The organism is Geofilum sp. OHC36d9, assembly GCF_052400685.1.
Classification (GTDB): domain Bacteria; phylum Bacteroidota; class Bacteroidia; order Bacteroidales; family Marinilabiliaceae; genus CAZHHH01.
The window spans coordinates 267,071-292,754 of record NZ_JBQTGJ010000003.1 but is presented as its reverse complement, the minus strand read 5'-3'; the positions used below and the strand labels follow the sequence as shown (position 1 = coordinate 292,754).

The window sequence follows — 25,684 nt, the reverse complement described above, 5'->3', positions numbered from 1 at the left end:
TGTATATGCTTAAAATCAGCAATTTGAGCTTGAAAAATAACATGTAAGGCTTATGCGAAGTGTACGTTTACTTGTGTAAATGCCCATTTTGAAGGTAAGCATGCCGCAGTCGTAAAAAATCCATACGCAGATTTTTGCTGAATCTCATTAAAATAGCCGAATGATAATCACGATGTCATACTGCCGGCCATCGTTGTAATTAATGGGCGATAAGTTGTATTTGACGGTTTTACCAATAATAGGGTACTTTGGATAAAATCGTTTAGCAATGGAAAGCACTCCTAATATTATCAGGAACTACTTATTTTACCAATTTGTACAATCGCCAGGATCTGCAGGTTGATATACCAATGTAAGTGAGTTGATACCTGCTGACCTTCGGTTTTTGGAAAATGAAGAAAATAAAGCCATTGTCCCAAACAATTCAACAAGGGTTCAATAGTCCACGAGTAGATAATTTTGATTTTGACGAAAATCTGTAAAAACTCAAAGCAGAAGAAAGGAAAACCGCCATTTTATTAATTTCATTGGCTGATTGATTGAAATTTATTAACTTTTCAACCCAATCAAATAGAGTATGTCAAACTTAAAATCAAAAAATTTTTGGCTAAAACTCGATAACGCAGCCAAACTTTATCCGGCCATACAAAATGCTGAATTGACTGCGGTATTTCGAATTACGGCAGTGTTGACCGATCGGGTCAAAATTAAACCTTTAATATCGGCTGTTTCGTTGGCAGAGAGCCGTTTTCCATATTTCAGAGTGACACTTAAAACCGGTGCTTTCTGGTATTATCTGGAATCTTCAGATTTGAAGTTTAAGGTATTACCTGATTTTGATACACCTTGCCGGGCTTTTGCTAAAGATGAGTTATTATTCAGAATTTTGGTAAAAGGCAATCGAATTAGTGTCGAGTTTTCTCACATACTCACAGATGGTTCGGGGGCTTTTTCGTTTCTAAAATATGTATTGAACCACTATTTCAGAATTTGTGGTGTTGAAAATATTGTGACGAAAGAATTTGAGCTAAAGCCTGATAAAGAAGAGTATGAGGATGCTTACAACCGATATTTTAAGCGGGTTAATGTATCGCCGGTAAAACAACCAAAAGCATTTCACCTGCCGTTTAAGAATCCTGTTTCTTTTAATGTGCTCACGGCAACCATTCCTCTGCGGCAGTTAATTGCAACGGCCAAAGGTTTTGAAGTATCTGTAACGGAATATCTGACGGCTGTTTACTTATTTGCTTTGCAAAATCTGTATAATAAAACCCCAGGGTTTAAGCGGCATCGTATACTGCGTATTCAGGTACCAATCAACCTCCGTAATATTTTTCCTTCCAAAACAATGCGCAATTTTTCGCTTTTTGTTATGCCCGGTATTGATTTGCGGCTGGGGGCATACACTTTTGAGGAGATTGTAAAAATGGTGCATTATCAGATGCGGCTCGAAACAGATCAGAAGTTAATTCATAAAACAATGTCGCGTAATGTTGCCGGTGAAAAGAACTTTTTTGTACGGAGTATGCCTTTATTTTTAAAATCGTTTGTCATTTCGTTGTTTTATGCCGCTGGTGCCAATCAGTATAGCGGTGTGATAACCAATTATGGATCGCTAAAATTGCCGACAGCAATGGAGCATCGTATCGAACGGTTTTATTTTATTCCGCCGCCGCCCAATAAGCATATCAAAGTCAGTGCTGGGATGGTTGGATTTAAGGGGAATTTGATAATTAATTTTGGAAGCATTACTGCTTCGAAAGAGTTAGAACGTCTTTTTTTCTCTGTTATGATTCAACAGGGGATATCGGTAAAAATATTAAAATCGTAGGTTATGATATATTGTAAAAAATGTGGTGTTGAATTGGAGCCGGACATGACAAAATGCCCGTTGTGTGGTACTTCAATTAACGAGACACACCCCATGATCGAAAATAGCGAAAATGAAGTTGATCTGAATGCCGGAAAAGAAATGACTCCACCGCAGAAGCGGGTGATTTGGGAAATTGTTTCCATTACCATAATATCGGCTGTCATTGCAACATTTTCCATCGATTTTTTGATGAGTCACCGTATTTCGTGGTCTGAATATCCGGTGGCTGTTAGCTTAATGGTTTTTTCGTATGTTTCGTCGTTTGCATTTTTGAGAACCACTACTGTTATTAAAATAGCCACTGGCTTATTGGGAGCCTCCGGTTTTGTAGTTTTGATAGATCTATTGACCAATGGCCTGCAATGGGCTTTTCCCATTGCAATACCCGTATTATTTACCGGAAACGCCATTGCGGCAGTATTAATGATGATTTTTAAGAAGGTGAAACGAAAAGGTGTAAATCTGGTTGCTTATGCTTTGCTGGCAATTGGTATTTATATGTTGGGACTTGAAGCTATTTTTTCAATTTATAAAACCGGCGTTGTTGCTTTAAAATGGAGCGTAATCGTTTTGGCATGTGTTGTGCCGGTTGCTTTTGTGTTGATATATGTTCATTTCCGTCTGACCAAAAATAAAAGTCTGGAGCGCATTTTTCATCGGTAAAAAATGGGGGACAATACGATGAAAGTATGGTCCCCTTACATTATTATTCAATTTCTTCAACAGTACCACCCAAACTGGTTTTTATTTCCACTTTTTCGGGGTTGCCTGTGTAACCGATTTTGCCACCGGTAGCAGATTTTGCTTCAAGTTTTTGAGTGACCCATAAATAGATTTTAGAGCCCATGTTTGCCTTCGCTGCTGCCTGACCGGTTTCGAGGTTAAGACCGTCAAATCTCCCCGCAGCAGATGCTGTTATGTCCAGAAAATCAGAGGTGCCTGTTAAATGGATGGTGGCAGCTGATGTATTTACAACCACTTTTTTCATTGCGACTTGCAGCTGAATTGATGCGTCGGCTCCGGCCTCCAGCTTAAGCTGATCACCTTCCAGTTCTATTTCTGAATAAACACTGCCACCTGTTCCGGCATTAATTTCCCGAATGGGATTGGTTCCCAGGGTAATAAACACATTTACAGCCATCTCTTTATATATCTTTGGTCGCATCTTAATGGTAACTGTCATGCCTTCTTGTACAAGGATGACATCGTCAGGGGTCGCATTTTTAATTCGTATTTCAGCCTGGGGTGATAAACCTTCTTCCAATGTTACATTAATACCTCTTGATACGATAATTTTGTCGAAATTATTTAATGCACGGGTTTCAATTACTACGGCCGAATCGGCGTCCTGAACGTTCTGCTGACCATAGCAATTAAAATAGGAGATGAGCGTTAGCAGACTAATGAAAGATGCTTTTATCATAAAATTATGTTTTTGTTTAAAATGCGTTTTTTCTTGTTTGTATTAAATATTATTTGTGGGTTTACCATCAAAAATAAAGCCACTATTTGGTTATCCCGTTTTTAAGTCGTTTGTTTATTTAGTGTTGGTTTATAAAGTTAACTTCTGTGTTACGCTTGTCATAAAAACCGTCATTTATGAAAAGTAAACTGACTTCGTCTTCTTACTCCTTGAAAAGCATAATCAAAGCATTTATAAGATTAATCCACAGCAATAGCATTGCTTCTGCCTATACTTCGGTCGTCAGTCCCTTTATTTTTATGACTTCGCAAGCTTCGTATTTGAAGTTTAATTTCAAAAGTATTCGTGATCCGACTTACTCCAGCACAAGAAGAAATGCCGCTTTTGTAAGTAATTTTCAGAAAATTAACTTTATTGCCTTGAGGTGGGAAACAAGCACAACGTAACTTAAAAGCCCTGGCATCCTCCTGAAATTTGGCTGCTAATCAAATTTTTTAATTTTAAACAGATGCCGATGATTTAAAGCTTGTTACGTGTATCTTTTTCGTGAGCACAGAATCCAGATTTCATAAGCATAGTTTTTTTCGTAGGCATAAGAATGAATCCATCATTATCCGGTAAACTATATTTTCTTATCCCGTACTTATCTTATTGGCTGAAGCTAAAATTTTGAACTGGCATCTTTAATGCTTTTGGCAAATATATCCCAGGCTTCATCAACGCCTTTTTTTAATACAAGCCAAGCTTCCCCGCCTGTTTTTTGAAGTTCTTTTAAACGGGTTTTTCCTTTCTCCATCTCTTCTTCCAGTCTATCAATTTCTTTTTGATACTCGATTTTTTTATCGGCAGTGGCCTCTTTGAGTCTGGCTTTCATACCAGCCATTTCTGCTTCCCAGCCTTCAATACGGGCTTGCAATTTTTGTTTGTAGTTTTCAAAAGTCTCCATGTTTTCAGATTTTAAAGATTGTGGACAGGCTCGAACATGACCAATTGTTTTTCGATAGTCTTAAGTTACAAATATACTATCATTTTAATTAGCCAAGAAGTGCCATAATTTCATCTTTCGACAGATCGTTCAGGGGATTATTGGTGTGGACAAACGTGTCGGCCAAGCGGGATTTGTTTTGTTGCAGACGGGCTATCTTTTCTTCTATAGTGCCGGTGGATATAAAGCGGTACACAAACACATTTTTATCCTGACCAATACGGTGGGCACGGTTGATGGCCTGTGCCTCAGCAGCCGGGTTCCACCAGGGATTCAGCATAAACACATAATCGGCTTTGGTTAAATTTAGTCCTACACCGCCTGCTTTTAGTGAAATTAAAAATATGGCCGCATTTTGGTTAAATTCTTCTATCACTTTTTGTCGCTCGCGTGTGGCGCCGGTGAGTTTGGCATACGGAAGTTTTTTTTGAATAAGTTCTTTCTCTATCAAATCCAGATCTTTCACAAATGATGAGAAAATTAATACACTGTGATTTTCGGCCACGATGCTTTGCAAGGCGTCAAGCATCTGTTCGAATTTGCCCGACGAACCCGTGTAATTGGGATCGACCATGGCCGGATGATTGGCTATTTGTCGCAGTGTTGACAAGGCCTGAAGCGCAATAATGGAACTTTGCTTCGGACTTTTGGATTCAAATATGTGCGCCAAGCTGTTACGTACCCCTGATTTTTCTTTTTCGTAAAATTGATTTTGTTCATCGGTCATATCGCAATGTATCACCTGTTCCATTATTGGCGGTAAGTCTTTGGCAACGTGTTCTTTGGTGCGCCGCAGAATAAATGGTTGAATGAGCTTCTGAAGTTTTTCTTCCTTGGTCTCATCTTGTTGTCGGGTGATTGGCTGGATAAAATAGCGTTTAAAAAATGCCAGTGTACCAAGCAATCCTTTGTTGACAAAATTTAGTTGTGCCCATAAATCGGTCAGCGAATTTTCAATGGGTGTTCCTGTTAGTACCAAACGATGACTGGATTCCAACGAATTTACGGCTGTATAGATTTTTGAGCCCGGATTTTTTATATACTGACTTTCATCTAAAATAACGTGGTGAAAATGATAATTTTTCAGGTATTCAATATCATTGCGTAAAACGCCGTAGGAAGTTAGCACTACATGATAATGACGTAATATTTTGCCAATATCTTTGGTTTTAAGACGATTACTTCCGGTGTAGAGGTATGTTTTAATGGAAGGCGCAAATTTTTGAATTTCATTTTGCCAGTTGTGTATGAGTGATGTTGGCATGACTATAATGGATGCCGGCTGATTCGTTTTGTTAAATTTAGCTGGCGAAGGCGCTTCAAATAATGATAGTTGCTCAACCGGTGCCGGCTCGCTGTCGCGCGCCGTTTCCGATTTGGCATAAATGTTTAGAAGCAACGTGATGGTTTGTAGTGTTTTACCCAAACCCATATCGTCGGCCAGGATACCTCCAAGATGGTTTTTCAGCAAAAAATTCATCCAGGCATATCCTTCCTTTTGATACGGCCGCAAAGTGGCATTTAGGCCTTCGGGTAACGTGGTCTCCGGAAAATGAATGCCGGTTTCTTTGTTTTTAATGTTTGAAACGCCGTATTTAACTTGCTCAATGATCTGAAAATGGGAGCGGGGTAGTCTTAGTGCATTCTGCTCTGCTTTGGCGTAGTTAAATAATTCGCTGAACCGTGTGAACCATTCGGGCGGTAACATAAAAATTTGTCCGTTTGGCAGAATAAATTCCGGGTCGTTATCAAGCAAGTTACGTCGAAACTTCACAAATGGAATGGTAAAATCACCTATTTGAACTCTTGCCCGTATTTCAAACCAGTCGTTGGTTTCGGAGGTATCAATTTCCAGAGAATGCCGGCCCACATACAATTTTTCATTTTGATTATTGGCCTCAAATGAATAATCAATACTATTTAGCTTTGACTCATGTTGACTCAGCCATTGCACAATGGTAGAGGTTACCATTGCTTCATCGGTCATATCGTGGGCTTCTTTTGGTCTGAAAAGAGCTTCACCTATTTGTTCCAATCCCCAGGTCTGAAGTTGTGCCATTACTTTTTTTTCATCGTCGTAACGACGTTTTATTTTCTTGAAATGAAACAGAGAAGCCGACTCTTCCAGTTTGACAAATACCGAAGCCCCTCTGTCAGCCAGAAAGCTGGCCTCTTCGTACTTAAAATGAAGAGCCAAAGCAGGCATATGATTAAGGTCGTAACTCATAATCAATTGTACTTTCGGGGTTTGTTCACTGTTGTTGATGGTAAAGCCTTTGGCCGTTATGTTATAATTCCTGATACAGTTTGAAACAAAGGTTTTCATATAGGTTCTCACCTGCTGCCGGGGAACTATAATGGTTGTCTTAGTAAGGAACGGATTGAGCTTCTTTTGGTCAATATTTTCAAAATAATAGAGTGTGTGCCGAATTTTTAAAACAGCGGGACTGGTGCAGATAAATTCGATTGGTTGTCCGGTTGGTGAGAATAGTTTGTCATCACCACCAGTATTTGATTTTTGTCGTATTTTAAAACTATAATGAAGATTTTCCTCTTTTATTTCAAAATTAAAATCCGGTTGTGCCGGCTCAGAGGGTATCGTAAGTCGGTCGGATTCATACAAATTGCTGAAGGTATCGTCTTTGTAATAACATGGAACGGAGGTGCCGGCAATAGCACGAATAAGATCATAAACGATTTTTTCAATAAATGGTTTTATCGTCGATTCGAAGCGTGGTAGTGTCGGTAATACATCAAAAAACTCTTTTAATGTTGCGATTTGTTTCCCGCCAAATTTTTTAAATAAGGCGTGTTCACTGATGCGCGATAGAATTATGACAATTTCTTTTTCGGCATCGTTATACCTGTCCTCATTTTTGCTGATATGCGTTGGCGTGACGTGTTCAATCAATGAAATAGGGTTGTTTTCACTGTAACTGGCGTGGTAGGGAATGGCGGTTAATCCTATGTTTCTTTTTTTTGTGAAAACGACAATAAATTGTTCCATTGATGGTATTATTTGGTGGTTCAAACCAACAAATATAGTGAAAGTCGATATTCTTGAAGCCAATTTGTAACCGAAAACAATGGGTTTCTAATCACTTTATTAAAGTTACATCTATGTGAGTAATTCTTAATGTCTGTAAAGTAGGTAGTTTATAGCCTCGTGGCTATTTCTGAATAATAAGCAGATATATAATGTCAGCGAGAAACTCTGTTTTTTTCGTTACGCTTGTTTTTAAAATAGTGATTTACAGGATTAAACTCTCATTTTTTAAGCTTCTAAACCCTTAAAAATGAAGCTTTTTAATTGACACAATATTTTTTGTCAAAACCTATATCTCATTGTATCAATAGATTAAGAATCAACAGAATTGTCTGGAGAGTGGTTTGTAACCATTGTGCTCCGATTTATTTGGTGTTATTGGGGCGAACAAATGCTCGGTTTTTTAGTTTTATTGGAAGTCGCACGAATCAATAATTTTAACGAACCGATTGGTATGAATCATTTAATAATAACCGCTCATCCCTCAGAAAATAGTTTTAGTAATTATTTGTCCAAAAGCATTTATGAATTTTATAACAATAAAGCGTGGACGGTAACAGTGAGGGATCTTTATAAAATCAATTTTAACCCCATATTGTCTCCCAATGATTTAAAGATGTTGAAATTAAGACAAACACCTTTAGATATTCAGCGTGAACAAAAATATCTGGCCGAAGCTGATTTGATTACTGTTATATACCCGCTTTGGTGGGCCAGCTTTCCGGCGATACTAAAAGGTTATATCGACCGTGTTTTAGCCAATGGTTTTGCCTTCCGGTATACGCAAAACGGACCGGAGCCCCTATTAAAGGATAAGCAGGTAATATTGCACACCACCATGGGTAATACAGTGGAAGAGTACGAAGCAAAAGGCCTTATTGAGGCCTTTCGAAGCAGTCAGGGTGACGAAGTTTTTGGTTACTGCGGAATGGCGGTGATTGATCATTTGTTTTATCCACAAATTACGGTAGCCGATGAAAGTCGACGCAATCATTTCATCGAAATGGCTTTAGATGCTTATCAGCCCGTTCAGGCCAGCCGTCTTTTTTAGTCTTGTCTTTTTTTATCACGACTCAGATTTTGTACTTTTGGACAAATTTAGGGGTTATTGATGACTGTTTCAGACTTATATCATACCATTGAATCGGCTTCTGAAGGCATTTACAAAGAAAAGGGTAGTAAGTTTTTGGCTTATGCTTACCCGGTAATGACCGAAGATGAAATAAAGACGCACATTGATGGGTTAAAGCAATTGTACTATGATGCACGGCATCATTGCTACGCCTGGCAATTGGGCCTCGATGGGATGAACTACAGGGCTTACGATGACGGTGAACCGTCGGGCACAGCTGGCAAGCCTATTCATGGACAAATTTTATCGCATGAGCTTACCAATATTCTGATTGTGGTAGTGCGTTATTTTGGTGGCACAAAACTGGGTACCAGTGGTTTGATAAGAGCATACAAAGAAGCTTCGGCCGATGCATTGGACAATGCAGCCATCGTTGCTAAAACAGTGGATTCTGTCTTCGATCTGTTTTTTGATTATGGGGCCATGAATGATGTTATGCGTGTGGTGAAAGACGAAAATCCCAATGTTCTTCAACAAAATTTTAATCTGAGTTGTTCTCTTCGTCTTTCCATTCGTCAGTCAAATGCCCCGGCACTTATTCAGAGGCTTGGTAAAATAGAGTCGGTACGTATCGAACCGTTATGACAATAGGTTGCCACTAAAAGTGCATGACTGGTGATAGCCCATTTTATGAGCATAACGCAGAAGTTGGATTTTCTAGACAGACTCTAACTAATAGTTGTTTAGAACTGAGGCGCCTCCCAATTGATGGAATACTTTAAATGTGGTTTTTCCCGCCTTTATATCAACGGTCACCTTCTCTGTTGTCTTGGTGTTTTGTCCGTACTGGTTCAACTGAAGTTGATGGATGCCTTCTGATAATGGTATTTTGGTGTATGATATTGCATAGGGTAACGATTGCCAGTTGCGCGTGTCAGCTTTCTCGGTCATGGCATTTACAATGCTGATAATGGTTCCCAGATTTTCATTCTGATTGCGACCTGCCTGTTCCATCATTTGTTTGGTTGCCAGTCTTAACAAGCTGTTTCCCAATTCGCGCAACAGTCTGTCCTGTAGCGACTGATAGGCTATTTTGTTGATATCTTGTGCCAGTTCCAAAGGATATTTTTTTGATTCCGACGCCAGTTCGGCGGTAACAAATTTTGGCGGGCGCTCAATATATTTGGGGAAGGCCATACGTACAATCGATAAATTTTTAAAGGCCGATTGTTGTTCCCTGCTTTGATTTCCAATAAATACAGGGAAGGTCATACCTAACTCATCGCTTCCAAATATCATATTGCCATTATTAACACCCATATTTGTCAAATTCAGACTCCATTCTGATTTAACCGGGCCAAAGCCGGTCATCCATATATACACCAATTTGCCATCATTTTGATTTTCGGTAGGGCAAGTCATTCCAAATTTATCTTCATAGTACTGAACTTCTTTGGGAAAACCTGATTTTTTAGCCGAGAGCAACAGGTCTTTTTTAAGTTGGAGTGGAGGGGTTACTCCAAATAGGGTGGTGTATTCGTCGTCATAAACTTCAAACGCATTTCTATAAGCAATAAATGCATTGTTATAATCGCCCATTGCATCATAAATTAAGCCCATCAGGTTATGAGCGAAGGCATCGTTGGCGTATTTATTTTTATGTTTTTTATACCGGTCGTTTAGTTGTTGTAATCGTATGTTCACCCGCCGGCACTCAACCAGTGCACCTTCGTAGTCGGCAAGGGCTATATAATTCAGCGCTTTATAATAATTAACCATTATGGCCTCAAAATCTTCCGGCTGATAAGGTTTTACCATCGGGTTGGAAATAAGAGCCAATGCTTCACTACCCATATTTTTGCTGAAATCCTCAATGTAGTAGTCAGCTTTATTAAAATACTGGTTACTTTCGTCATGCAATCCCAACATAAAATCTACTACACCGCGATTCATAAAATAAAGAACGCGATTTTGGTTCGTGGCCCACTTTTTTTCTTTTTCCAGTTGTTTATTGGCTGCCTCAAAATTTCCTTGCTGTATATTATTCTGAATAACAGCAGTAGTTTGATAAAAAGTGGCACAGCCCCAGACCAATAATGATAGTATGGCCATAGAGGGCAACGCATATTTCATGCGCGAGAATAGTTTATTATGCGAATGTGACATAAGAGAAGGTCCGGAATTTCTTTGCTGATAGAACAGTACAAAACAGCCGTAAGCTGAAGCATGGCCTCAACTTACGGTTTTTATTAACAGCAAATATTTAGTTGCGAATATATTTGCGGATTTTTTTGTCTCCAATCCAAACTACTTCGCTGGTCTCGAGATCTGTTAGTTCCAGATTAACCTGATAGTAGTTGACTTTTTCTTTTTTGTAGGAGTCTACAATAGAGTTGATGTCTCCGTTTAGCATATAATCGGCACCCAGTTCCTGTCCCCATTTTTTGGCTGTTTCTTTGGACGCAAATTCCTGTTGGGCAGCTCTTTCACGACGCAGCTCTTCGCGCTTATCGCCGGCTTGAACCAAACGGACTCGTCCGCTGTTGATGAAGGCCCGTTCTACATCTTTAATGAAGGTTTCGGCATCGATATGTTCGTGCGATTTATTGTAAACCAGACCTACAATAACCACCGGCTTTTTACCGGTATCGCCTGAATGATTAGAAATCCAGGTACCTCCCAGAATCTGGTCTACCATGGCTTCGGCCGTCATGCGGGAGTCTGAATCATTCCAACGTCCGCTTAAATCAATATTTTCTTCTGTTCCCACTCTTTCCACTTTATGTGAAAAACAGCCTTGAAGCATAAGTCCCAGGAACAATACGGTGACTAAAGAATAAATTTTCATAGTTGATAGTGTTGAATTAGTGTTTTTATTATGATATCAATATTTATGCCATCTGATTTTCTGCGACCTGCAAATTACCCAAATAGTGCTCAATTTCTTTAAGTAATTGAGCGGTCGATGTTATATCTGTATTGATCATAAAGTCAAGGTCTTCATGATAATAACCTTCAGCACCTGCTTTAAATTTTGCTTTTGATAAGCGAAGCACCCATTTTAATGGAAAATAGTCTTTTACCGCAAAAAAGAGAAGGATGTCAAATTTTTGATTGATAAAATGATCTACCTCTTTAGTTGTTGGCCGGTATAACCAGTCGCATTCCTTGATGCTGAAAAAAGTATAGGTTTTATCGCTGATATAATCATTTTGATCTTTTATGTCGGGGATAAATCCCAATATACTATATTTTGCACCTCTATCGGCCAAAGGTCGTAAAAAATCGCTAATAATTTTACGGTCCTCTTTTTGGCCTGCATCAAAGATAACGCCAACTGATTTGGCCTGTTTTAGGTTTATAGCCTTTAATTCCCGGCTGATACCCCGCGATTGCTTTTTTAGGAGGTATTCACCCAGACGAAGTTTCGTTTTTTTTAAGAAGCTCACAATATTACGATTCAATTAGTTGCATAAATTCATTTTCGCTGATGATCTTTATCCCCAGTTTTTGGGCTTGTGCCAGTTTAGCCGGCCCCATATTTTCACCGGCCAAAACAAGGTCGGTTTTGGATGATATGGCTGAAACATTTTTGCCACCATGAGCCTCTATCATAGATTTGAACTCATCACGTGGCCGACTGAAAACGCCACTAATAACAATTGACATTCCTTTTAGATTATCGGAAGCCGCTTCCTGTTTGTTGTTAATGGCCTCCATCTGCAAGCCAAACGATTGCAGGTCTTCTATCAGACGTCGATTTTCGCTGTCGGCAAACCAGGCTATAATGCTGCCTGCAATTTTATCGCCTATCTCGTCAATGGCTATCAGCTCATCGTAGGTGGCATTCATTATTTGATTTATTGAAGGCATAGCCTGTGTCAATGTTTTGGCCACTGTTTCGCCAACAAAACGGATGCCCAGTGCAAATAAGACTCTGGCAAAAGGAACCTTACGCGATTCGTTGATGCCGGTCACAATATTAGCGGCCGATTTACTTCCCAATCGTTCCAGACCCGACAGATGTGATGGTTTTAAGCGGTATAAATCAGACACTGTGTGCACCAACCCTTGTTGATAAAGTAATGCAACGGTCTCGCTGCCCAAACCATCAATATTCATTGCTTTTCGACTGATGAAATGTTCAATTTTACCCTTTATTTGTGGCGGACAAGCAACGGCATTGGGACAATAGTGAGCCGCTTCGCCTTCGATACGTATTAAAGGGGTGCCACATTCGGGACAGTTGGTTATAAAAGCGACTTTGGGTGAGCCTGGCTGACGCAACCCTGCGTCGACGCCGGTAATTTTTGGAATAATTTCGCCACCTTTTTCTACCGAGACCACGTCGTTAAGATGTAAATCAAGAGCCGCAATAATATCGGCATTGTGCAACGAGGCTCGTTTCACTGTTGTTCCGGCTAATTGCACTGGATTCAGGTTAGCCACCGGTGTGATGGCACCTGTGCGCCCAACCTGAAAATCAACAGAAAGGAGTTGTGTAAAAACCGATTCTGCTTTAAATTTATAGGCGATGGCCCAACGCGGAGATTTGGCTGTGAATCCCAATTCATCGCGTAACTGCAGATCGTCCACTTTTATCACTACGCCATCAATGTCATAAGGAAGGTCTTTGCGGGCATTATCCCAATAGCGTATGAAGTTAAAGACTTCATCGAAGGAGCGGCACAGTTGCATGTGCGGAGAGATGCGTAATCCCCACGATTGAACCGTTTTCAGCGTTTCATAATGACTGTTGGCAGGCGGGGTATCGGTTATCAGGTGGTAAAGAAAACATTCCAGTGGTCGTTTAGCCACTTGTGAACTGTTTTGAAGTTTCAGTGAGCCGGCCGCCGCATTACGAGGATTGGCAAAAGCTAACTCTCCGGCGGCTTCGCGTTCCGCATTAATCTGGTCGAAACCGACATGTGGCATGAATATTTCGCCACGAATTTCAAATAATTCGGGATAATTGCCATGTAATTTTAAGGGAATGCTTTTTATGGTACGCACATTGGCTGTTACATCGTCGCCCATGACGCCATCGCCACGGGTAACGCCCAATACCAGCATGCCTTTTTCATACGTCAGTGAAATGGCCGTTCCATCGTATTTTAACTCACAGACAAAAGTAACAGGATGCCCAATATTTTTTTCAACGCGATTCACAAAATCGCGTAATTCTTCTTCTGAGTAAGTGTTTCCCAGCGAAAGCATCGGATATTTATGTGGCACCGACCGAAAATCGGAACTCAGGTCACTGCCGACTCTAACCGATGGGCTATTGGCATCAGTCAGCTCCGGATGTTTATGCTCCAAATCAATAAGTTCGGCCATTTTTTTATCGTACTCATAGTCCGAAATTAAGGGTTCATTGAGTATGTAGTAACGGTAGTTATGATGATGAAGCTCTTCGCGTAACTGCTTTAATCGAAGGACACTGTCGTTTTGTTCCATAAATCTATTTTTCCCTGTTGACCTAGCAAAAATACAATTTTATAGGACAAAAACATTTCGTAGCCATTTATTTTACCTCTTCACGATCCTGTTTCGAATTCCCCCGGATAAAATCCACAAGCCATTGTTTTATACCAGCTTTAACTGGCTTTACCCACTCCGAGAAAAGTGTTCCTAGCAGACGTATAGGACTCAGCGTTGACTGAAGCTCCAATACCGACATTTCAAGTTTACGACGCGCCAAACGGGTTTCATATAATAAACGAAACTGCTCATTTTTAAGGTCGTTGAAGGAATTTATATGGTCGTATGCATTCTTAGGCCTCTTCATTGGTATCGAATTTTGGAAAAAATAAATTGATAAAGGAACGGATAACTGGCCGATGTACAATAATGCCACGCATTAGGAAAAAAATAACAGACAGTAAAAGGTAGATACCGGCAACAATGATGAATCCCCAACCGGTTGAGTGAAGCATCGCGCCCAAAAAAAAGGCCAAAGCCAACGAAAGAAACAATAGCACGAAAAAAAACAGGTATAAAATACCCATCTTAACGGCAAATCCTGCTGTAAAACGCGATAACTCATTTACAATATGAAGTTTTAACAGGTCGATTCGCTTATCTACATAGTTCTCAAATTCTGATTTTACTTCGTCGAAGTTTTCTTTTAATTCATCCTGAATCATGATTGGTAGAGTTTTAAATGGCTTGATTTCAGTTTCTATTTTTATTGGACTAAAAAAGTACTGCCCCCGAATTGAATTTACGGAGGCAGTATCGACTGATAATCAATAATGTTATTTGGTTTTCTCAGATACTTTTTTGTACTGTTGCATCAATTCCTCAAGACGAGCTTCTACTTCTTGAATACGCTTTTTTATATCATCCTTTAACTCGCCACCTTTTTCTTTCAGCTTGTCACGCAAACGAGAAAGCTCTTTTTCCATTTCAGCCATTTTCTTTTTAATTTCGGCTCTTGTAATATCCCCTTTTTCGGGGGCATATAATAAAGCCAGAGCTGCGCCAACAGCAGCTCCGGTCAATAATCCGGTCAAAAATGCGCCTGTCGATTTCATAATTGATCTATTTAGGGTTTAACAATAATTTTAATAATCTATTCATACGAGATGAATATTTTAAATTTAATCAAAAGATTTGATGAAGTCAATTTATCAATCAGATTATCTAAAAATATTTCTTCTATAAAAATAAGTTTAATTCAGTCCTGAAAAACGAGTGATATGCGAATTTTTAATGATACGTGATAATGTGATAATATCGTTTGATATGGATCAAAAAAGAATTTAAGATCAATAAAATTTGAATCATTGCTATTAGTATACAACGTTTGCAAAAAAAATGTTGGTTGAGTTTAACGTAATATGTTGATAGTTAATTATTTTGTATATTAAATTCGAAATTGAAAAACAGTAAGTCGTGGTTGACTTTAAAGTCCGGAGCCCCAGTTTGAAAGTTCAAATTATAGACTTGCAAAGCGCCCAAAATTTGAGTTTGCCGAAGCAAAAGCTGATCTTTCGGACAAGTTATAGCGCAGAAGTTTGGTTTTTCTTGCAAGCACTAAATGCCGGATTTTAAATCGAATGGATTGCGGTATTCGTGTTTTAGTTCAATTAAGAGACTAATTGCCAAACTACCTATCTGATATTATTCCGAATGTTTTTATCTTTACAGTTGTAAAAGTGTCTTAATATGGAAGATTCCACTTCAATTATATCGCCCGATGAACGTACTGAAATTATTAATTCGTACAGGAAACTATTACGCGTTACAACAGGAATTCTCGATACGTCTGATATTCGTCAGGTTCGTCAGTCTATTGACAGCATTCTGAAAAAAAACGGATTTAGCAGGCGGTTGTCTGGCCGATTATCTATTCTTCATTCGTTGGCGGTCAGTCGTATTGTATTTGAAGAAATGGGGTTGGGCCGTACGTCGCTTATCAGCGCCCTGTTATACGATACGGTTTGTCGGTCGGGGATGTCTGTTGAGGAGATTAAAAAGCAATTTGGCGGCAATGTGGCAGGTATTATGGACGGATTAATCAAAGTTTCTGAATTGTATCAGCGGAACACGTCCATACAAAGTGAAAATTTCAGAAAACTGCTGTTCACTTTTGCACAGGATGTGAGAGTGATTCTTATAATAATTGCCGACCGTTTGCAAACCATGCGTACGTTACAACTCTATAGTGAAGAACAACAGTTGTCTATCTCATCAGAAGTGTCTTATCTGTATGCGCCAATGGCCCACCGCCTGGGGTTGTATTCCATTAAATCGGAGATGGAAGATCTGGTAATGAAATTTACCAATCGCGACATGTATAAGTTTATTGCCAGGAAACTAAATGAAACCAAACGTGCCCGCGATAAATACATCAAAGAGTTTATTGAACCGATCGAGTTGGAGCTGAAAAATCACAACCTGAAATTCGATATTAAAGGACGCACCAAAACCATTCACTCCATCTTTAACAAGATGAAAAAACAAAAGGTGGAGTTTGAGCAGGTATATGATTTATTTGCCATTAGAGTGATTCTTGACAGCGATTTAAAAAATGAAAAAGCAGATTGCTGGAAGGTTTATTCAATAGTGGCCGACAAGTATCAACCCAATCCAAGCAGGATGCGGGATTGGCTTTCTATTCCCAAAAGTAATGGCTATGAATCGTTGCACACAACGGTACTGGGGCCCGAAAATAAGTGGGTTGAGGTACAAATTCGTACCCATCGGATGGATGAAGTGGCAGAAAAAGGGTTGGCAGCACACTGGAAATACAAAGGTATTAAAGGTGATCAGGGCCTGGATAACTGGCTGGCTAATGTTCGCGAGATTCTTGAAAATCCGGAACTTAATGCCGTTGATTTTATAGATGACTTTAAACTAAATTTATACGACGAAGAAGTTTTTGTATTTACGCCCAAAGGGGATTTGATACGATTACCAAAAGGAGCAACAGTTCTTGATTTTGCATTTGACATTCATTCGCAAGTGGGGAAAAAATGTGTGGGGGCAAAGGTCAATTTGAAGAATGTTTCCATACGTCATGTCCTGCAAAATGGCGATCAGGTGGAAGTTATAACGGCTTCCAATCAGGAGCCAAAACAAGACTGGCTAAATATTGTGGTGACATCAAAAGCTAAATCCAAATTAAAACAAGCCCTGCGTGAAATTCAGTACAAAGAAGCCGAATTTGGTCGTGAAACACTTGTTCGTCGCCTAAAGAATTGGAAATTAGAGCTTACTGACCAGTTAACAGGACAATTAGTTAAGCACTATAAATACAAAAGTGTTCACGACTTTTTTCGTGATATTGCCATCGAAAAACTGGACGTGATGGCCATTAAAGACTTTGTTCAACATCAGGCTCGTAAGGAGCAGGAGATAAATGAGGTGTCTGCAGGTGTGAGAAGTGCAGAGAATTTTGTGGCCCCGCAGCCGGATGAGGAAGATCAACTGAGCGATGATGTGCTGCTGATTGACCGGAATTTGACCAATGTGGATTACTCTTTGGCGAAATGCTGTAATCCTATTTTTGGGGATGATGTGTTTGGATTTGTATCAGTTTCTGGAGGGATTCGTATTCATCGCGTTAATTGTCCCAATGCCCCTGACATGCACAATAAATTTAGCTACCGCATTGTGAAGGCCAAATGGACCGGAGAAGCCGGAGGCAATTATCTGACAGCCATAAAGGTGGTTGGTGAGGATGATATTGGTATTGTAAGTAATATTTCGCAAGTCATATCCAAGGAATTTCACCTTAAAATAAGATCGATTAATGTTAACAGCACCGAAGGTCTCTTTGAAGGGACTATTTCAGTGTTTGTTAATAATAATCAGATACTGAACACTTTGATAAAAAAAGTAAAAAGTGTTAGAGGTGTATTATCTGTTTCCCGAATTGACGCTATTATATAATAAATACAAGATTTATTTTTTCGCTTTTTCAATTAAGTGACTGCTGATTTTCAATTGTCGTTCTTTCGCATTTTCTTCATTTACGGTGTAAGTCATTTTTTCATTTTGAACCAGAATGTTAATAACGGCATCACTTGGCGTAAAATCATTGGACTCGGTGATAATTAGGACTGATACGCCAGCCAAAATTTTGGCGGCTTTTCGCAATTGAGACAGACGGCTGTTGGGTACAAATAAAATATGACAGGCTGTTAAATCATCTGTTGACTTAAATTCAACAACTTCAATGGGTTTTCCTGCCAATTTGTAATCTTTTGCAGCAGCTTTTAATTCATTGGTGAGTGGGTGGTTTTCACTTAAAATACCAATCTTAAAACTTAATTGATTTTCGAGACCTGGCCATTCTATGTACCTGATAAAGTTCAGGATGAATATTTTATGATATTTCTCCAATTGGGCATTAACAGGTAAATTTCCTAAAAATAGTGTTGCTATAATAAGGGTCAATACTTTTTTCATATTTAAAACTTTAAAATAAATGACGTTCTTAATGTTACTCATTTTCTGCTAAACAGAACTCTTTTCAAATTAAAAATGACACTCTTTTATTTTTTTGTCAAATTAGTAATATGAAATTTCACCACAAATACCAAGCCTAAATTGAAAGTATAAAATTTCTTGATATTTTCAAATGATTAATGTAATTTAATCGTGGTAAGGGTATAAAGATAATTGTCTTGTTCATATATTTGATATAAATATCTATTTTTAATACGACTACGATAATTAAAATTTTTTATAGCGATGAAACGAGCCATGGGAATTATTTCACACACAGAAGTATGATTATCCCGGCGAGTTCCATATGGCAACTGAAAAACAAATTATAATCATATGAAAGATAAAATTATAACTCTAACAACCAATACTTTTCAGCATGTGAGCATTCTTCAAAGTTTACTTGAAGCTGAGGGTATTGAATGTGTTCTTCAAAATACTAATGTAATTGAAGGCGCAGTTAATGCCAGTGTCAAAATTCGTATCAAAGAATCTGATTTGGAACGGGCAATGAAATTGATGGAATCGATTGAAGAGCCCGGAATTGAAAAAATGGTCGCTCAAAAAACAGGGAAAACGGGTAAATCCCGTATTTTACTTCCTGTTGATTTTAGTGATTATTCTGAGAAAGCCGCTAATATTGCGCTGGACTGGGCAATGCGACTTGATGCCGAAATCATGGTGTTAAATGTATACTTTAATCCAATAGTCAATACCCTGCCATTTTCAGATGCTTATATATATGACTCAAGTATGGAAGAGATGGTGGTTGACATGGAACAACAGGCTATTACGAATATGAGTGATTTTATGCATCGTTTCCGGAAGAAAAAAGAACAATTGGGTGGTGAAACGCTTAAAATCAGGAAGAAGTTGATTAGGGGCGTGGCCGAGGATGAAATTATTCATTTTAGTGATGATTATCAGCCAACGGTGATTATAATGGGTACCCGTGGAAAAGATCGTAAGGCAGCCGATTTAATTGGCAGTGTTACGGCTGAGGTGATGGAAAAGGCCCGCGTTCCGGTGTTAGCTGTTCCGGAAGATTTTGAATACAACGGAATTGATAATATTAAAAACCTGATGTATGCCACTGCTTTCGAAGAATCAGATTTTGTAGCGCTCGAAAAGTTAGAAAAAATTGTAAGACCTCTGGATGTGAAAATTTTCTTTGTTCATGTCGGGTTGGGAGATAGCGAAAAATGGGATCGATTAAAACTGGATGGGTTAAAAAAGTTTATGGAGAAGCAATTCCCGAAATTAAACGTGGCTTGTGATTTGATTGATAACGAAGATTTTTGGGTAGGATTGGAAGGTTTTATTCAACGGCAAAAAATAGATATAATAAGTTTTACCAGCAAACGCCGTAATTTATTGGGCAGGTTAATAAACCCGTCTCTGGGTAAAAAAATGTTGTTTCATACCAATACGCCTATGTTGGTATTTCATGCTTAAGTCATGGGGTTTCAAGGGTTTTACCACCAGTTAGTATTAGCTGAATTTTTAATATCCGGAAATGGTGACATTTGCCGGATATTTTTTTGCGCATGTTAGCTATATTTGATGATTAAAAAATTTAATTATGGCAAATAGAGGATTTGCGAGTGATAATAACGCTGGCGTGTTACCTGAAATAATGGATGCGTTAGTGCAGGCCAACAAGGACCATACCAGAGGTTATGGTGATGATGATTATACCCGAAAAGCAATCGGGCTATTTAAAAATGAATTTGGAGCAGCCACTAAAGTTTTTTTTGTTTTTAACGGCACGGGGGCGAATGTGGTCTCGCTTCAGTCTATGATGCGGCCTTTTGAAGCGGTTATATGTGCCCAAACGGCCCATATAAATGTCGATGAATGTGGCGCACCTGAAAAATTCACAGGATGTAAACTGTTGGATATTCCGACACCTGATGGTAAATTAAAGCCGGAATTGATTGCGCCGTTTTTACACGGCTTTGATGATCAACACCATGTGCAGCCAAAGGTTATTTCGATTACGCAATGTACCGAAATGGGGACACTTTACTCTTTGGATGAAATAAAGACCATTTGCGGCTTTGCCCATAAAAATAATTTGCTGGTACACATGGATGGGGCACGTATAGCCAATGCAGCTGCCGCTTTAAACTGCTCATTGGCCGATGTCTCGGTTAACGCCGGTGTCGATATATTGTCGTTTGGCGGAACCAAAAATGGAATGTTGATGGGAGAGGCGGTATTGGTTTTTAATCCAGAGCTGACGCAGGCTGTTAAGTTTATTCGTAAGCAGTCGGCTCAGCTATTTAGCAAAATGCGTTTTGTCTCGGCTCAGTTTACAGCTTACCTTATGGATGAAAAGTGGCGCAAGTATGCTTTGCATGCCAATAGAATGGCCCGGTTGCTGGCTTTGGAAGCCGCTAAGGTTCAGGGCGTAAGAATAACTCAGGAAGTGCAGGCTAACGGGGTTTTTGCCATTATTCCTAAAGATTGGATTGAACCACTACAGACGACTTCTTTTTTCTATGTGTGGGATGAAAACAGATCGGAAGTAAGATGGATGACCGCATTCGATACGACAGAGGAGGATGTAAACGCTTTTGTGAATCATCTGAAGTCGATGACGAGATAAACAGTGCTGGTTCGTAAATTCAGGTGGCACATAAGAATGCTTATTTTTGAGGCTTGCATAGCCCGGAAAATTTGAATTTACTGGTGTAAATGATCCTTTTGAGTGCGAACGTAATGCTAAATTTGGACTTTATAGACAGACTCTAAATACACTAATTTTTACGATTATGTTTCAGATCATCAATAAAAATCAAACGCCGGAAAAACGCCGATTTATTCACAGTCTACTGTTTCCGTTTGTTTCAGTTTTATTGATGATTTCTGTGCGCTTAATTGAAGATCTGCAAGGCTGGAATTTATTTTTTTTAGGCGTCCGACCACTATCTTTAGAGGGATTACCGGGTATTATACTAATGCCATTTGTGCATTCCAGCTGGCAACATTTATTTAATAATGTGGTGTCGTATTTTATACTCACGGTGGCATTGTTTTTTTTCTACCGTAGCATAGCCTGGCGGGTAATGGGCGTGATATGGGTGCTGGCGGGCGCCTGGCTTTGGTTTGGCGGTCGTGAGGCCTGGCATGTGGGGGCCAGCGGCCTTGTATATGGTCTCACCGCATTTTTATTTATCAGTGGGGTTATACGTCGTTACATTCCCCTTATGGCAGTCGCGCTGTTTGTTGTCTTTATATATGGCAGTCTCGTTTGGGGGATGTTTCCTTTGGCGCCCAATTTGCCGCATTCGTGGGAAGGCCATTTATGGGGCTTTATGGCTGGTTTGTCAGCCGCGATAGTTTATCGCAAAGAGGGACCACAAAAGCCAGAATCGCCACCCGACGAGTCTGACGAGGATGATAATGATGCCGATGCCTATTGGAAGGTAAATATCTCCTGAGAATTGGAGGTTTGATGCCAAATCTGTTCCCATTCACTAATTACTTCCCGGGCTTCAGCAAAGGTGGTAACCTGCATCATTTGATTTCTAAATTCGGAGGCGTCGCGAAAATCAGAAAGATAAATTTTGAAAAAACGTCGTAAAATTGGAAAATGGCGATTCATGCCCCAGCTTTTTTCAAAAAGATCAAGATGAAGTTTTAATGTGTTGATTCTTTCTTCAACAGTTATTTTGTTTTGGTGAGGGTTAAATAACCATGGGTCTTTAAATATACCACGCCCAATCATAATCCCATCCAATTCATATTTGTTAACTTTAACGCGGGCTTCAGCAAGCGATTCAACATCACCATTACCAATAATTTTTATGTGTGGCGCCAGATGATCGCGAAGTCTTGCTGCCTTACCAATTTCTTCCCAATTGGCTGATCCTTCCGACATTTGCTTCTGAATGCGACCATGAATGATGATGGCATCCAAAGGCTGTTGTAGCAAAAATGAAATCCATCGTTCGGTATCTAATTTTTTTACGCCCAGACGGGTTTTGACACTTAACGGCAATGGAGATGCTTCTTTCGTGGCCTGGATAATCTCTCCGGCCAATGTTTCCTGATCTATTAAGGCCGAACAACTGCCATGTGCTACCACATTTTTAACCGGACACCCCATGTTGATATCAATGCCGTCAAAATGATATTCTTCGGTGAGTATTCGGGCTGCATGGCTAAATTTTTCTGGGTCGTTGCCCCATATTTGTGCTACAATTTTGACTTCTTTTTGTTGTAACAGCTGTCGTTCGCTATGGGACACCTTCAATCGATAGTCTACTTTTTTTCGACCAACGGGATGAAACAGTCCATCGGTGGAGGTAAACTCAGTAAATAAAACCTGCAGATGTCCGGTTACTGCCTTGTGAAGAACCAGCTCCCGAAAGGCAGTGTCGGTCACATCTTCCATGGGGGCCAGCATCATCAATGCCTGAGTGGAAGTATTCCAGAAATTTTTGGGGCTCACGTCTGTTACTTTTTGGTTGGCAATTATTGCTGTTATTAAATTATTATGCTCCTGCTTATTTATAACGTCAGCAAGAAAAATCAGATGCTTGATATAAAATGTGAGTTTACTGTGGTAAATAACGATTTTTAGACAAGCATAATCGCGGAAGTTATTTTTTTTGTAAGTATTATGTGCTACAGGAATTTAATAGTTGCCGTTTATTTATTTCACGGCTCTTTTGATCCGGATGGGCCTTCAGATTTTCGTGGCAGGCTACGCTGCAACAATCATTATATTTTTGTGAACATTCATTGCACTGAATCACCAGATCGTGACACGGGTCATAAGCGCAATTAATGTGAATATCGCAAGGTTTGCCACAATTGTGGCATTTGCCAAGAATATGAGGAGTGACTCTTTCGCCCAAACGTTCATCAAATACAAAATTTTTCCCGATAAAACGTGAGGACAGTCCCTTTTGTTTAATTTCAGCTACATAAGCTATAACCCCGCCATGCAACTGATTTACATCTTTAAAACCACGTTGTTTGAGCCAGGCACTTGCCTTTTCACAACGTACGCCACCGGTACAGTAAAGCAATATTTTTTTGTCCTTTTTATCTTCCAATTCATTAACCACCAATTCAACTTCTTCACGAAATGTTGATGCGTCCGGGCAATAAGCGTTTACAAACCGGCCCACTTCGCTTTCGTAGTTATTACGCATATCTACAACAATAACATCTTGTTTGTCAGACAATTCATGAAATTCTATTGGTGAAAGACGATTCCCTACATTGTTGAGGTCCACCATATTATCGTTCAATCCGTCAGCCACAATCTTTGGCCGAACCCGTACGATGAGTTTAATAAAAGAGGGCATACTTTCTTCTATGGCCCATTTTATTTGCATTCCACGCAGTTGGGGAATCGATTCAAGATAATTTAACAAAGCGTTAATATGAGGTTCCGGCACATTCATTTGTGCGTTAATTCCTTCTTTTGCTACGTAAATACGCCCATTACACTGTAATTCATCCAGACCTTTATACAATTCATCTCTGAAAATATTAGGTTCATCAATCTGAACATAGCGATAAAATGAGAGCGTACGCCGCTTAAATGTTTCGCTTTTTAATTTCTCGATCAGTTGTTCTGTATTTAATTTATTATAAAGTGACATGGTTGCAAACTTTTTTTTGCAAATATAATTAATTGGGATAATTTTATCCTAATTAATTATATTTAAATGAAGCCTTACCCTGAAACGCGAGTAGCAGAAAGGGAAACGTCATTTTAGAATCGTTTGAAGTTTGAAAAATGAGCGTTTCAAGTGTTAGGTGTTAATGACCATTTGAGAACAAGCATAATGAAGTTGTTGTACTTTATTAGACAAACACTAATTAGAGTCTGTCTGTCCATAAACTAAGGGTTTGAAATATAAAGTTCAAATTCAAGGCTTGCGAAGTCATAAAAATCAAGGGACTGACGAACGAAGTAAAGGCAGAAGCAAAGCTTTTGTTGTGGATTTATCTCATAAATGCTTTTATTATGCTATACAAGGAGGAGGAAGAAGACGAAGTCAGTTTACTTTTCGTAAATGACTGTTTTTATGGCAAACATAACGAAGTAGTTGACTTTATAGACAAACACTGATTAAACAAAAAAGAGGAGCCAGAGTTTTATGAGGTACGAATTAAGGCTACTTGGTTAAACGTTGTATGAGTACTAATTATTTAAGATTGTGAAAAATGTCTCAATACTTATTGTTGGTCAGGGGTTGGCAGGGTCGCTATTGGCCTGGCAACTGTGGCAGCGAAACATCGATTTTTTGTTGATTGATAGCCCTCACCAGCACAAATCGTCAGAAATAGCTGCCGGGTTGTTTAATCCTTTAATGTTTCGAAAGCTCAAACTGGCAGGTAAAAGTGAAGATTATTGGCCGTCGATGTTTAGCACATATACCAAAATAGAGGCGATGTATGGGGTCAACTTTTTTAATCCGACGAAAAGCTTAAAAATTTTATCAGAAGATGAATATTTGGAATGGATGACCAGCAGTGCTGATAAGTTGAAAGAATATATTAGTAAGATTACGCGCCAACAATCAATTAAAGGGTTGAATAAAACGGCAGGGTTGGGGTATTTTTCGGGCGGTGGTTATTTGGATGTCGTCGTTTTTTTGCAGACTATAAAATCGATATTGCTAAAGAAAAATCAGTTGTTATCAGATAACTTAGATTATCGACAACTAAAAATTGAGAATCATAAGGTACATATCAGTAATATCATAACAACCAACCGTGTTGTTTTTTGCGAAGGAGCAGGGGTGAAGAGTAATCCATGGTTTAAAGATGCTGGAATTGTGCCCAATAAAGGCGAGTTTATTGAAATTGAAGCACCCGATTTGGAAGAAAAGTTTATTATCAGAGACAAAATTTTTATTTTACCTCTGGGCAACCACAAGTTTAGAGTTGGAGCTACATATTGTCATCATTTTAAGAATATACTTCCAACTCAGGAAGCAATTGGAGAACTGAAAGCAAAGTTCGAAGGTATCATCAATGCCTCCTACAAGGTGCTGAGTCACAAAGCCGGACTTCGACCAGCTGCGCTTGATCGGAAGCCTGTATTGGGGGCTCATCCCAATCATCCGGAATTGGTTATTTTTAATGGTATGGGCTCAAAAGGTGTGGCACAAGCACCTTATTGGTCCAATGTTTTGGCTAACTGGCTGCTTAATCCGGCCACTAAAATACCTTCTGAAGTTGATGTTATTAGGTATTTGAAACAATAGTCTTTTGAACCTATCGTTGGTCAGACTTGTTTACAAAATGAATAGGATAACACAAAAAAAGAATTCTGTTTTTTCCATAGTATTAAGAAA

23 protein-coding genes are annotated in these 25,684 nt (G+C 39.2%); 10 read left to right on the top strand and 13 right to left on the bottom strand.

The features are described 5' to 3' along the window. The first annotated feature begins 577 nt into the window (after positions 1-577). The gene (locus ACT3CD_RS06125; RefSeq protein ID WP_444643928.1) at positions 578-1,831 is read left to right on the top strand and encodes a hypothetical protein; all 1,254 of its coding nucleotides are present in this window, start codon (positions 578-580) and stop codon (positions 1,829-1,831) included. Positions 1,832-1,834: 3 nt separating this feature from the next. Continuing rightward, positions 1,835-2,536, top strand: a complete 702-nt coding sequence (locus tag ACT3CD_RS06120) for a DUF6320 domain-containing protein (protein WP_444643926.1) — start codon at positions 1,835-1,837, stop codon at positions 2,534-2,536. A 43-nt stretch (positions 2,537-2,579) separates the two neighbouring features. Here ACT3CD_RS06120 and ACT3CD_RS06115 read toward each other — a convergent pair whose 3' ends face one another. Further along, entirely contained in the window at positions 2,580-3,296 is a 717-nt protein-coding gene (locus ACT3CD_RS06115) for a GIN domain-containing protein (protein ID WP_444643924.1), read from the bottom strand. Positions 3,297-3,472: 176 nt separating this feature from the next. Between ACT3CD_RS06115 and ACT3CD_RS06110 the strand changes: the two genes are divergently transcribed. Continuing rightward, positions 3,473-3,742, top strand: coding sequence for a hypothetical protein (locus ACT3CD_RS06110; protein ID WP_444643922.1), 270 nt, complete (start codon positions 3,473-3,475; stop codon positions 3,740-3,742). Between the two features lie 215 nt (positions 3,743-3,957). Here ACT3CD_RS06110 and ACT3CD_RS06105 read toward each other — a convergent pair whose 3' ends face one another. Both ACT3CD_RS06105 and ACT3CD_RS06100 read right to left on the bottom strand, forming a co-directional pair. Continuing rightward, positions 3,958-4,242, bottom strand: coding sequence for a hypothetical protein (locus tag ACT3CD_RS06105; RefSeq protein ID WP_444643920.1), 285 nt, complete (start codon positions 4,240-4,242; stop codon positions 3,958-3,960). An 88-nt stretch (positions 4,243-4,330) separates the two neighbouring features. Beyond that, positions 4,331-7,288, bottom strand: a complete 2,958-nt coding sequence (locus ACT3CD_RS06100; protein WP_444643919.1) for a DEAD/DEAH box helicase — start codon at positions 7,286-7,288, stop codon at positions 4,331-4,333. Positions 7,289-7,781: 493 nt separating this feature from the next. On the opposite strand from ACT3CD_RS06100, the gene ACT3CD_RS06095 reads away from it, so the two are divergent. Then, entirely contained in the window at positions 7,782-8,378 is a 597-nt protein-coding gene (locus tag ACT3CD_RS06095) for an NAD(P)H-dependent oxidoreductase (RefSeq protein ID WP_444643917.1), read from the top strand. A gap of 60 nt (positions 8,379-8,438) precedes the next feature. Next, complete coding sequence (locus ACT3CD_RS06090) at positions 8,439-9,044, top strand: IMPACT family protein (protein WP_444643915.1); 606 nt, start codon at positions 8,439-8,441, stop codon at positions 9,042-9,044. Between the two features lie 87 nt (positions 9,045-9,131). Here ACT3CD_RS06090 and ACT3CD_RS06085 read toward each other — a convergent pair whose 3' ends face one another. The 7 genes from ACT3CD_RS06085 to ACT3CD_RS06055 all read right to left on the bottom strand — a co-directional run bounded on the left by ACT3CD_RS06085 (position 9,132) and on the right by ACT3CD_RS06055 (position 14,935). Further along, complete coding sequence (locus tag ACT3CD_RS06085; protein ID WP_444643913.1) at positions 9,132-10,532, bottom strand: COG3014 family protein; 1,401 nt, start codon at positions 10,530-10,532, stop codon at positions 9,132-9,134. 130 nt (positions 10,533-10,662) lie between these two features. Further along, positions 10,663-11,247: a penicillin-binding protein activator LpoB gene (gene lpoB, locus ACT3CD_RS06080; protein ID WP_444643911.1), complete on the bottom strand. Its 585-nt coding sequence runs from the start codon at positions 11,245-11,247 to the stop codon at positions 10,663-10,665. A 43-nt stretch (positions 11,248-11,290) separates the two neighbouring features. Continuing rightward, positions 11,291-11,848 carry a DUF6913 domain-containing protein gene (locus ACT3CD_RS06075; RefSeq protein ID WP_444643909.1) on the bottom strand — a complete coding sequence of 186 codons (558 nt, stop codon included), beginning with the start codon at positions 11,846-11,848 and terminating at the stop codon, positions 11,291-11,293. Positions 11,849-11,852: 4 nt separating this feature from the next. Next, positions 11,853-13,856: an NAD-dependent DNA ligase LigA gene (ligA, locus tag ACT3CD_RS06070; RefSeq protein WP_444643907.1), complete on the bottom strand. Its 2,004-nt coding sequence runs from the start codon at positions 13,854-13,856 to the stop codon at positions 11,853-11,855. 67 nt (positions 13,857-13,923) lie between these two features. Further along, on the bottom strand, positions 13,924-14,187 hold the full coding sequence (locus ACT3CD_RS06065; protein ID WP_444643906.1) for a hypothetical protein: 264 nt from the start codon (positions 14,185-14,187) through the stop codon (positions 13,924-13,926). After that, positions 14,174-14,545, bottom strand: a complete 372-nt coding sequence (locus tag ACT3CD_RS06060; protein ID WP_444643904.1) for a phage holin family protein — start codon at positions 14,543-14,545, stop codon at positions 14,174-14,176. The genes ACT3CD_RS06065 and ACT3CD_RS06060 overlap by 14 nt, the downstream gene beginning before the upstream one ends. Positions 14,546-14,656: 111 nt before the next feature. Beyond that, complete coding sequence (locus ACT3CD_RS06055; RefSeq protein ID WP_444643902.1) at positions 14,657-14,935, bottom strand: YtxH domain-containing protein; 279 nt, start codon at positions 14,933-14,935, stop codon at positions 14,657-14,659. Positions 14,936-15,569: 634 nt separating this feature from the next. Between ACT3CD_RS06055 and ACT3CD_RS06050 the strand changes: the two genes are divergently transcribed. Next, positions 15,570-17,798 carry a RelA/SpoT family protein gene (locus ACT3CD_RS06050; protein WP_444643900.1) on the top strand — a complete coding sequence of 743 codons (2,229 nt, stop codon included), beginning with the start codon at positions 15,570-15,572 and terminating at the stop codon, positions 17,796-17,798. A 12-nt stretch (positions 17,799-17,810) separates the two neighbouring features. On the opposite strand, the gene ACT3CD_RS06045 is transcribed toward ACT3CD_RS06050, so the two are convergent. Next, positions 17,811-18,317: a YfiR family protein gene (locus tag ACT3CD_RS06045; RefSeq protein ID WP_444643899.1), complete on the bottom strand. Its 507-nt coding sequence runs from the start codon at positions 18,315-18,317 to the stop codon at positions 17,811-17,813. Between the two features lie 375 nt (positions 18,318-18,692). Here ACT3CD_RS06045 and ACT3CD_RS06040 point away from each other — a divergent pair, with 375 nt between their 5' ends. From ACT3CD_RS06040 to ACT3CD_RS06030, 3 genes are all read left to right on the top strand, one after another. Continuing rightward, complete coding sequence (locus ACT3CD_RS06040) at positions 18,693-19,811, top strand: universal stress protein (RefSeq protein ID WP_444643897.1); 1,119 nt, start codon at positions 18,693-18,695, stop codon at positions 19,809-19,811. A gap of 127 nt (positions 19,812-19,938) precedes the next feature. Further along, the gene (locus ACT3CD_RS06035; RefSeq protein ID WP_444643896.1) at positions 19,939-20,967 is read left to right on the top strand and encodes a threonine aldolase family protein; all 1,029 of its coding nucleotides are present in this window, start codon (positions 19,939-19,941) and stop codon (positions 20,965-20,967) included. A 166-nt stretch (positions 20,968-21,133) separates the two neighbouring features. Continuing rightward, entirely contained in the window at positions 21,134-21,802 is a 669-nt protein-coding gene (locus ACT3CD_RS06030) for a rhomboid family intramembrane serine protease (protein ID WP_444643894.1), read from the top strand. On the opposite strand, the gene ACT3CD_RS06025 is transcribed toward ACT3CD_RS06030, so the two are convergent. Both ACT3CD_RS06025 and trhO read right to left on the bottom strand, forming a co-directional pair. Then, the gene (locus tag ACT3CD_RS06025) at positions 21,778-22,815 is read right to left on the bottom strand and encodes a tRNA dihydrouridine synthase (RefSeq protein WP_444643892.1); all 1,038 of its coding nucleotides are present in this window, start codon (positions 22,813-22,815) and stop codon (positions 21,778-21,780) included. The two genes, ACT3CD_RS06030 and ACT3CD_RS06025, sit on opposite strands and share 25 nt — an antisense overlap. Before the next feature lie 169 nt (positions 22,816-22,984). Beyond that, complete coding sequence (gene trhO, locus ACT3CD_RS06020; RefSeq protein WP_444643890.1) at positions 22,985-23,980, bottom strand: oxygen-dependent tRNA uridine(34) hydroxylase TrhO; 996 nt, start codon at positions 23,978-23,980, stop codon at positions 22,985-22,987. A gap of 561 nt (positions 23,981-24,541) precedes the next feature. Here trhO and ACT3CD_RS06015 point away from each other — a divergent pair. Continuing rightward, positions 24,542-25,594 carry an NAD(P)/FAD-dependent oxidoreductase gene (locus ACT3CD_RS06015; protein ID WP_444643888.1) on the top strand — a complete coding sequence of 351 codons (1,053 nt, stop codon included), beginning with the start codon at positions 24,542-24,544 and terminating at the stop codon, positions 25,592-25,594. Positions 25,595-25,684: the final 90 nt, after the last annotated feature.

Excerpts from the sequence above, each read along its gene's own strand:
- ACT3CD_RS06030 (WP_444643894.1), top strand. The coding sequence starts at position 21,134 with ATGTTTCAGATCATCAATAAAAATCAAACGCCGGAAAAACGCCGATTT.
- ACT3CD_RS06100 (WP_444643919.1), bottom strand. The coding sequence starts at position 7,288 with ATGGAACAATTTATTGTCGTTTTCACAAAAAAAAGAAACATAGGATTA.
- ACT3CD_RS06035 (WP_444643896.1), top strand. The coding sequence starts at position 19,939 with ATGGCAAATAGAGGATTTGCGAGTGATAATAACGCTGGCGTGTTACCT.
- ACT3CD_RS06065 (WP_444643906.1), bottom strand. The coding sequence starts at position 14,187 with ATGAAGAGGCCTAAGAATGCATACGACCATATAAATTCCTTCAACGAC.
- trhO (WP_444643890.1), bottom strand. The coding sequence starts at position 23,980 with ATGTCACTTTATAATAAATTAAATACAGAACAACTGATCGAGAAATTA.
- ACT3CD_RS06095 (WP_444643917.1), top strand. The coding sequence starts at position 7,782 with ATGAATCATTTAATAATAACCGCTCATCCCTCAGAAAATAGTTTTAGT.
- ACT3CD_RS06120 (WP_444643926.1), top strand. The coding sequence starts at position 1,835 with ATGATATATTGTAAAAAATGTGGTGTTGAATTGGAGCCGGACATGACA.
- ligA (WP_444643907.1), bottom strand. The coding sequence starts at position 13,856 with ATGGAACAAAACGACAGTGTCCTTCGATTAAAGCAGTTACGCGAAGAG.
- ACT3CD_RS06115 (WP_444643924.1), bottom strand. The coding sequence starts at position 3,296 with ATGATAAAAGCATCTTTCATTAGTCTGCTAACGCTCATCTCCTATTTT.
- ACT3CD_RS06040 (WP_444643897.1), top strand. The coding sequence starts at position 18,693 with ATGAAAGATAAAATTATAACTCTAACAACCAATACTTTTCAGCATGTG.
- ACT3CD_RS06060 (WP_444643904.1), bottom strand. The coding sequence starts at position 14,545 with ATGATTCAGGATGAATTAAAAGAAAACTTCGACGAAGTAAAATCAGAA.
- ACT3CD_RS06125 (WP_444643928.1), top strand. The coding sequence starts at position 578 with ATGTCAAACTTAAAATCAAAAAATTTTTGGCTAAAACTCGATAACGCA.
- ACT3CD_RS06055 (WP_444643902.1), bottom strand. The coding sequence starts at position 14,935 with ATGAAATCGACAGGCGCATTTTTGACCGGATTATTGACCGGAGCTGCT.
- ACT3CD_RS06105 (WP_444643920.1), bottom strand. The coding sequence starts at position 4,242 with ATGGAGACTTTTGAAAACTACAAACAAAAATTGCAAGCCCGTATTGAA.
- lpoB (WP_444643911.1), bottom strand. The coding sequence starts at position 11,247 with ATGAAAATTTATTCTTTAGTCACCGTATTGTTCCTGGGACTTATGCTT.
- ACT3CD_RS06085 (WP_444643913.1), bottom strand. The coding sequence starts at position 10,532 with ATGAAATATGCGTTGCCCTCTATGGCCATACTATCATTATTGGTCTGG.
- ACT3CD_RS06045 (WP_444643899.1), bottom strand. The coding sequence starts at position 18,317 with ATGAAAAAAGTATTGACCCTTATTATAGCAACACTATTTTTAGGAAAT.
- ACT3CD_RS06050 (WP_444643900.1), top strand. The coding sequence starts at position 15,570 with ATGGAAGATTCCACTTCAATTATATCGCCCGATGAACGTACTGAAATT.
- ACT3CD_RS06110 (WP_444643922.1), top strand. The coding sequence starts at position 3,473 with ATGAAAAGTAAACTGACTTCGTCTTCTTACTCCTTGAAAAGCATAATC.
- ACT3CD_RS06090 (WP_444643915.1), top strand. The coding sequence starts at position 8,439 with ATGACTGTTTCAGACTTATATCATACCATTGAATCGGCTTCTGAAGGC.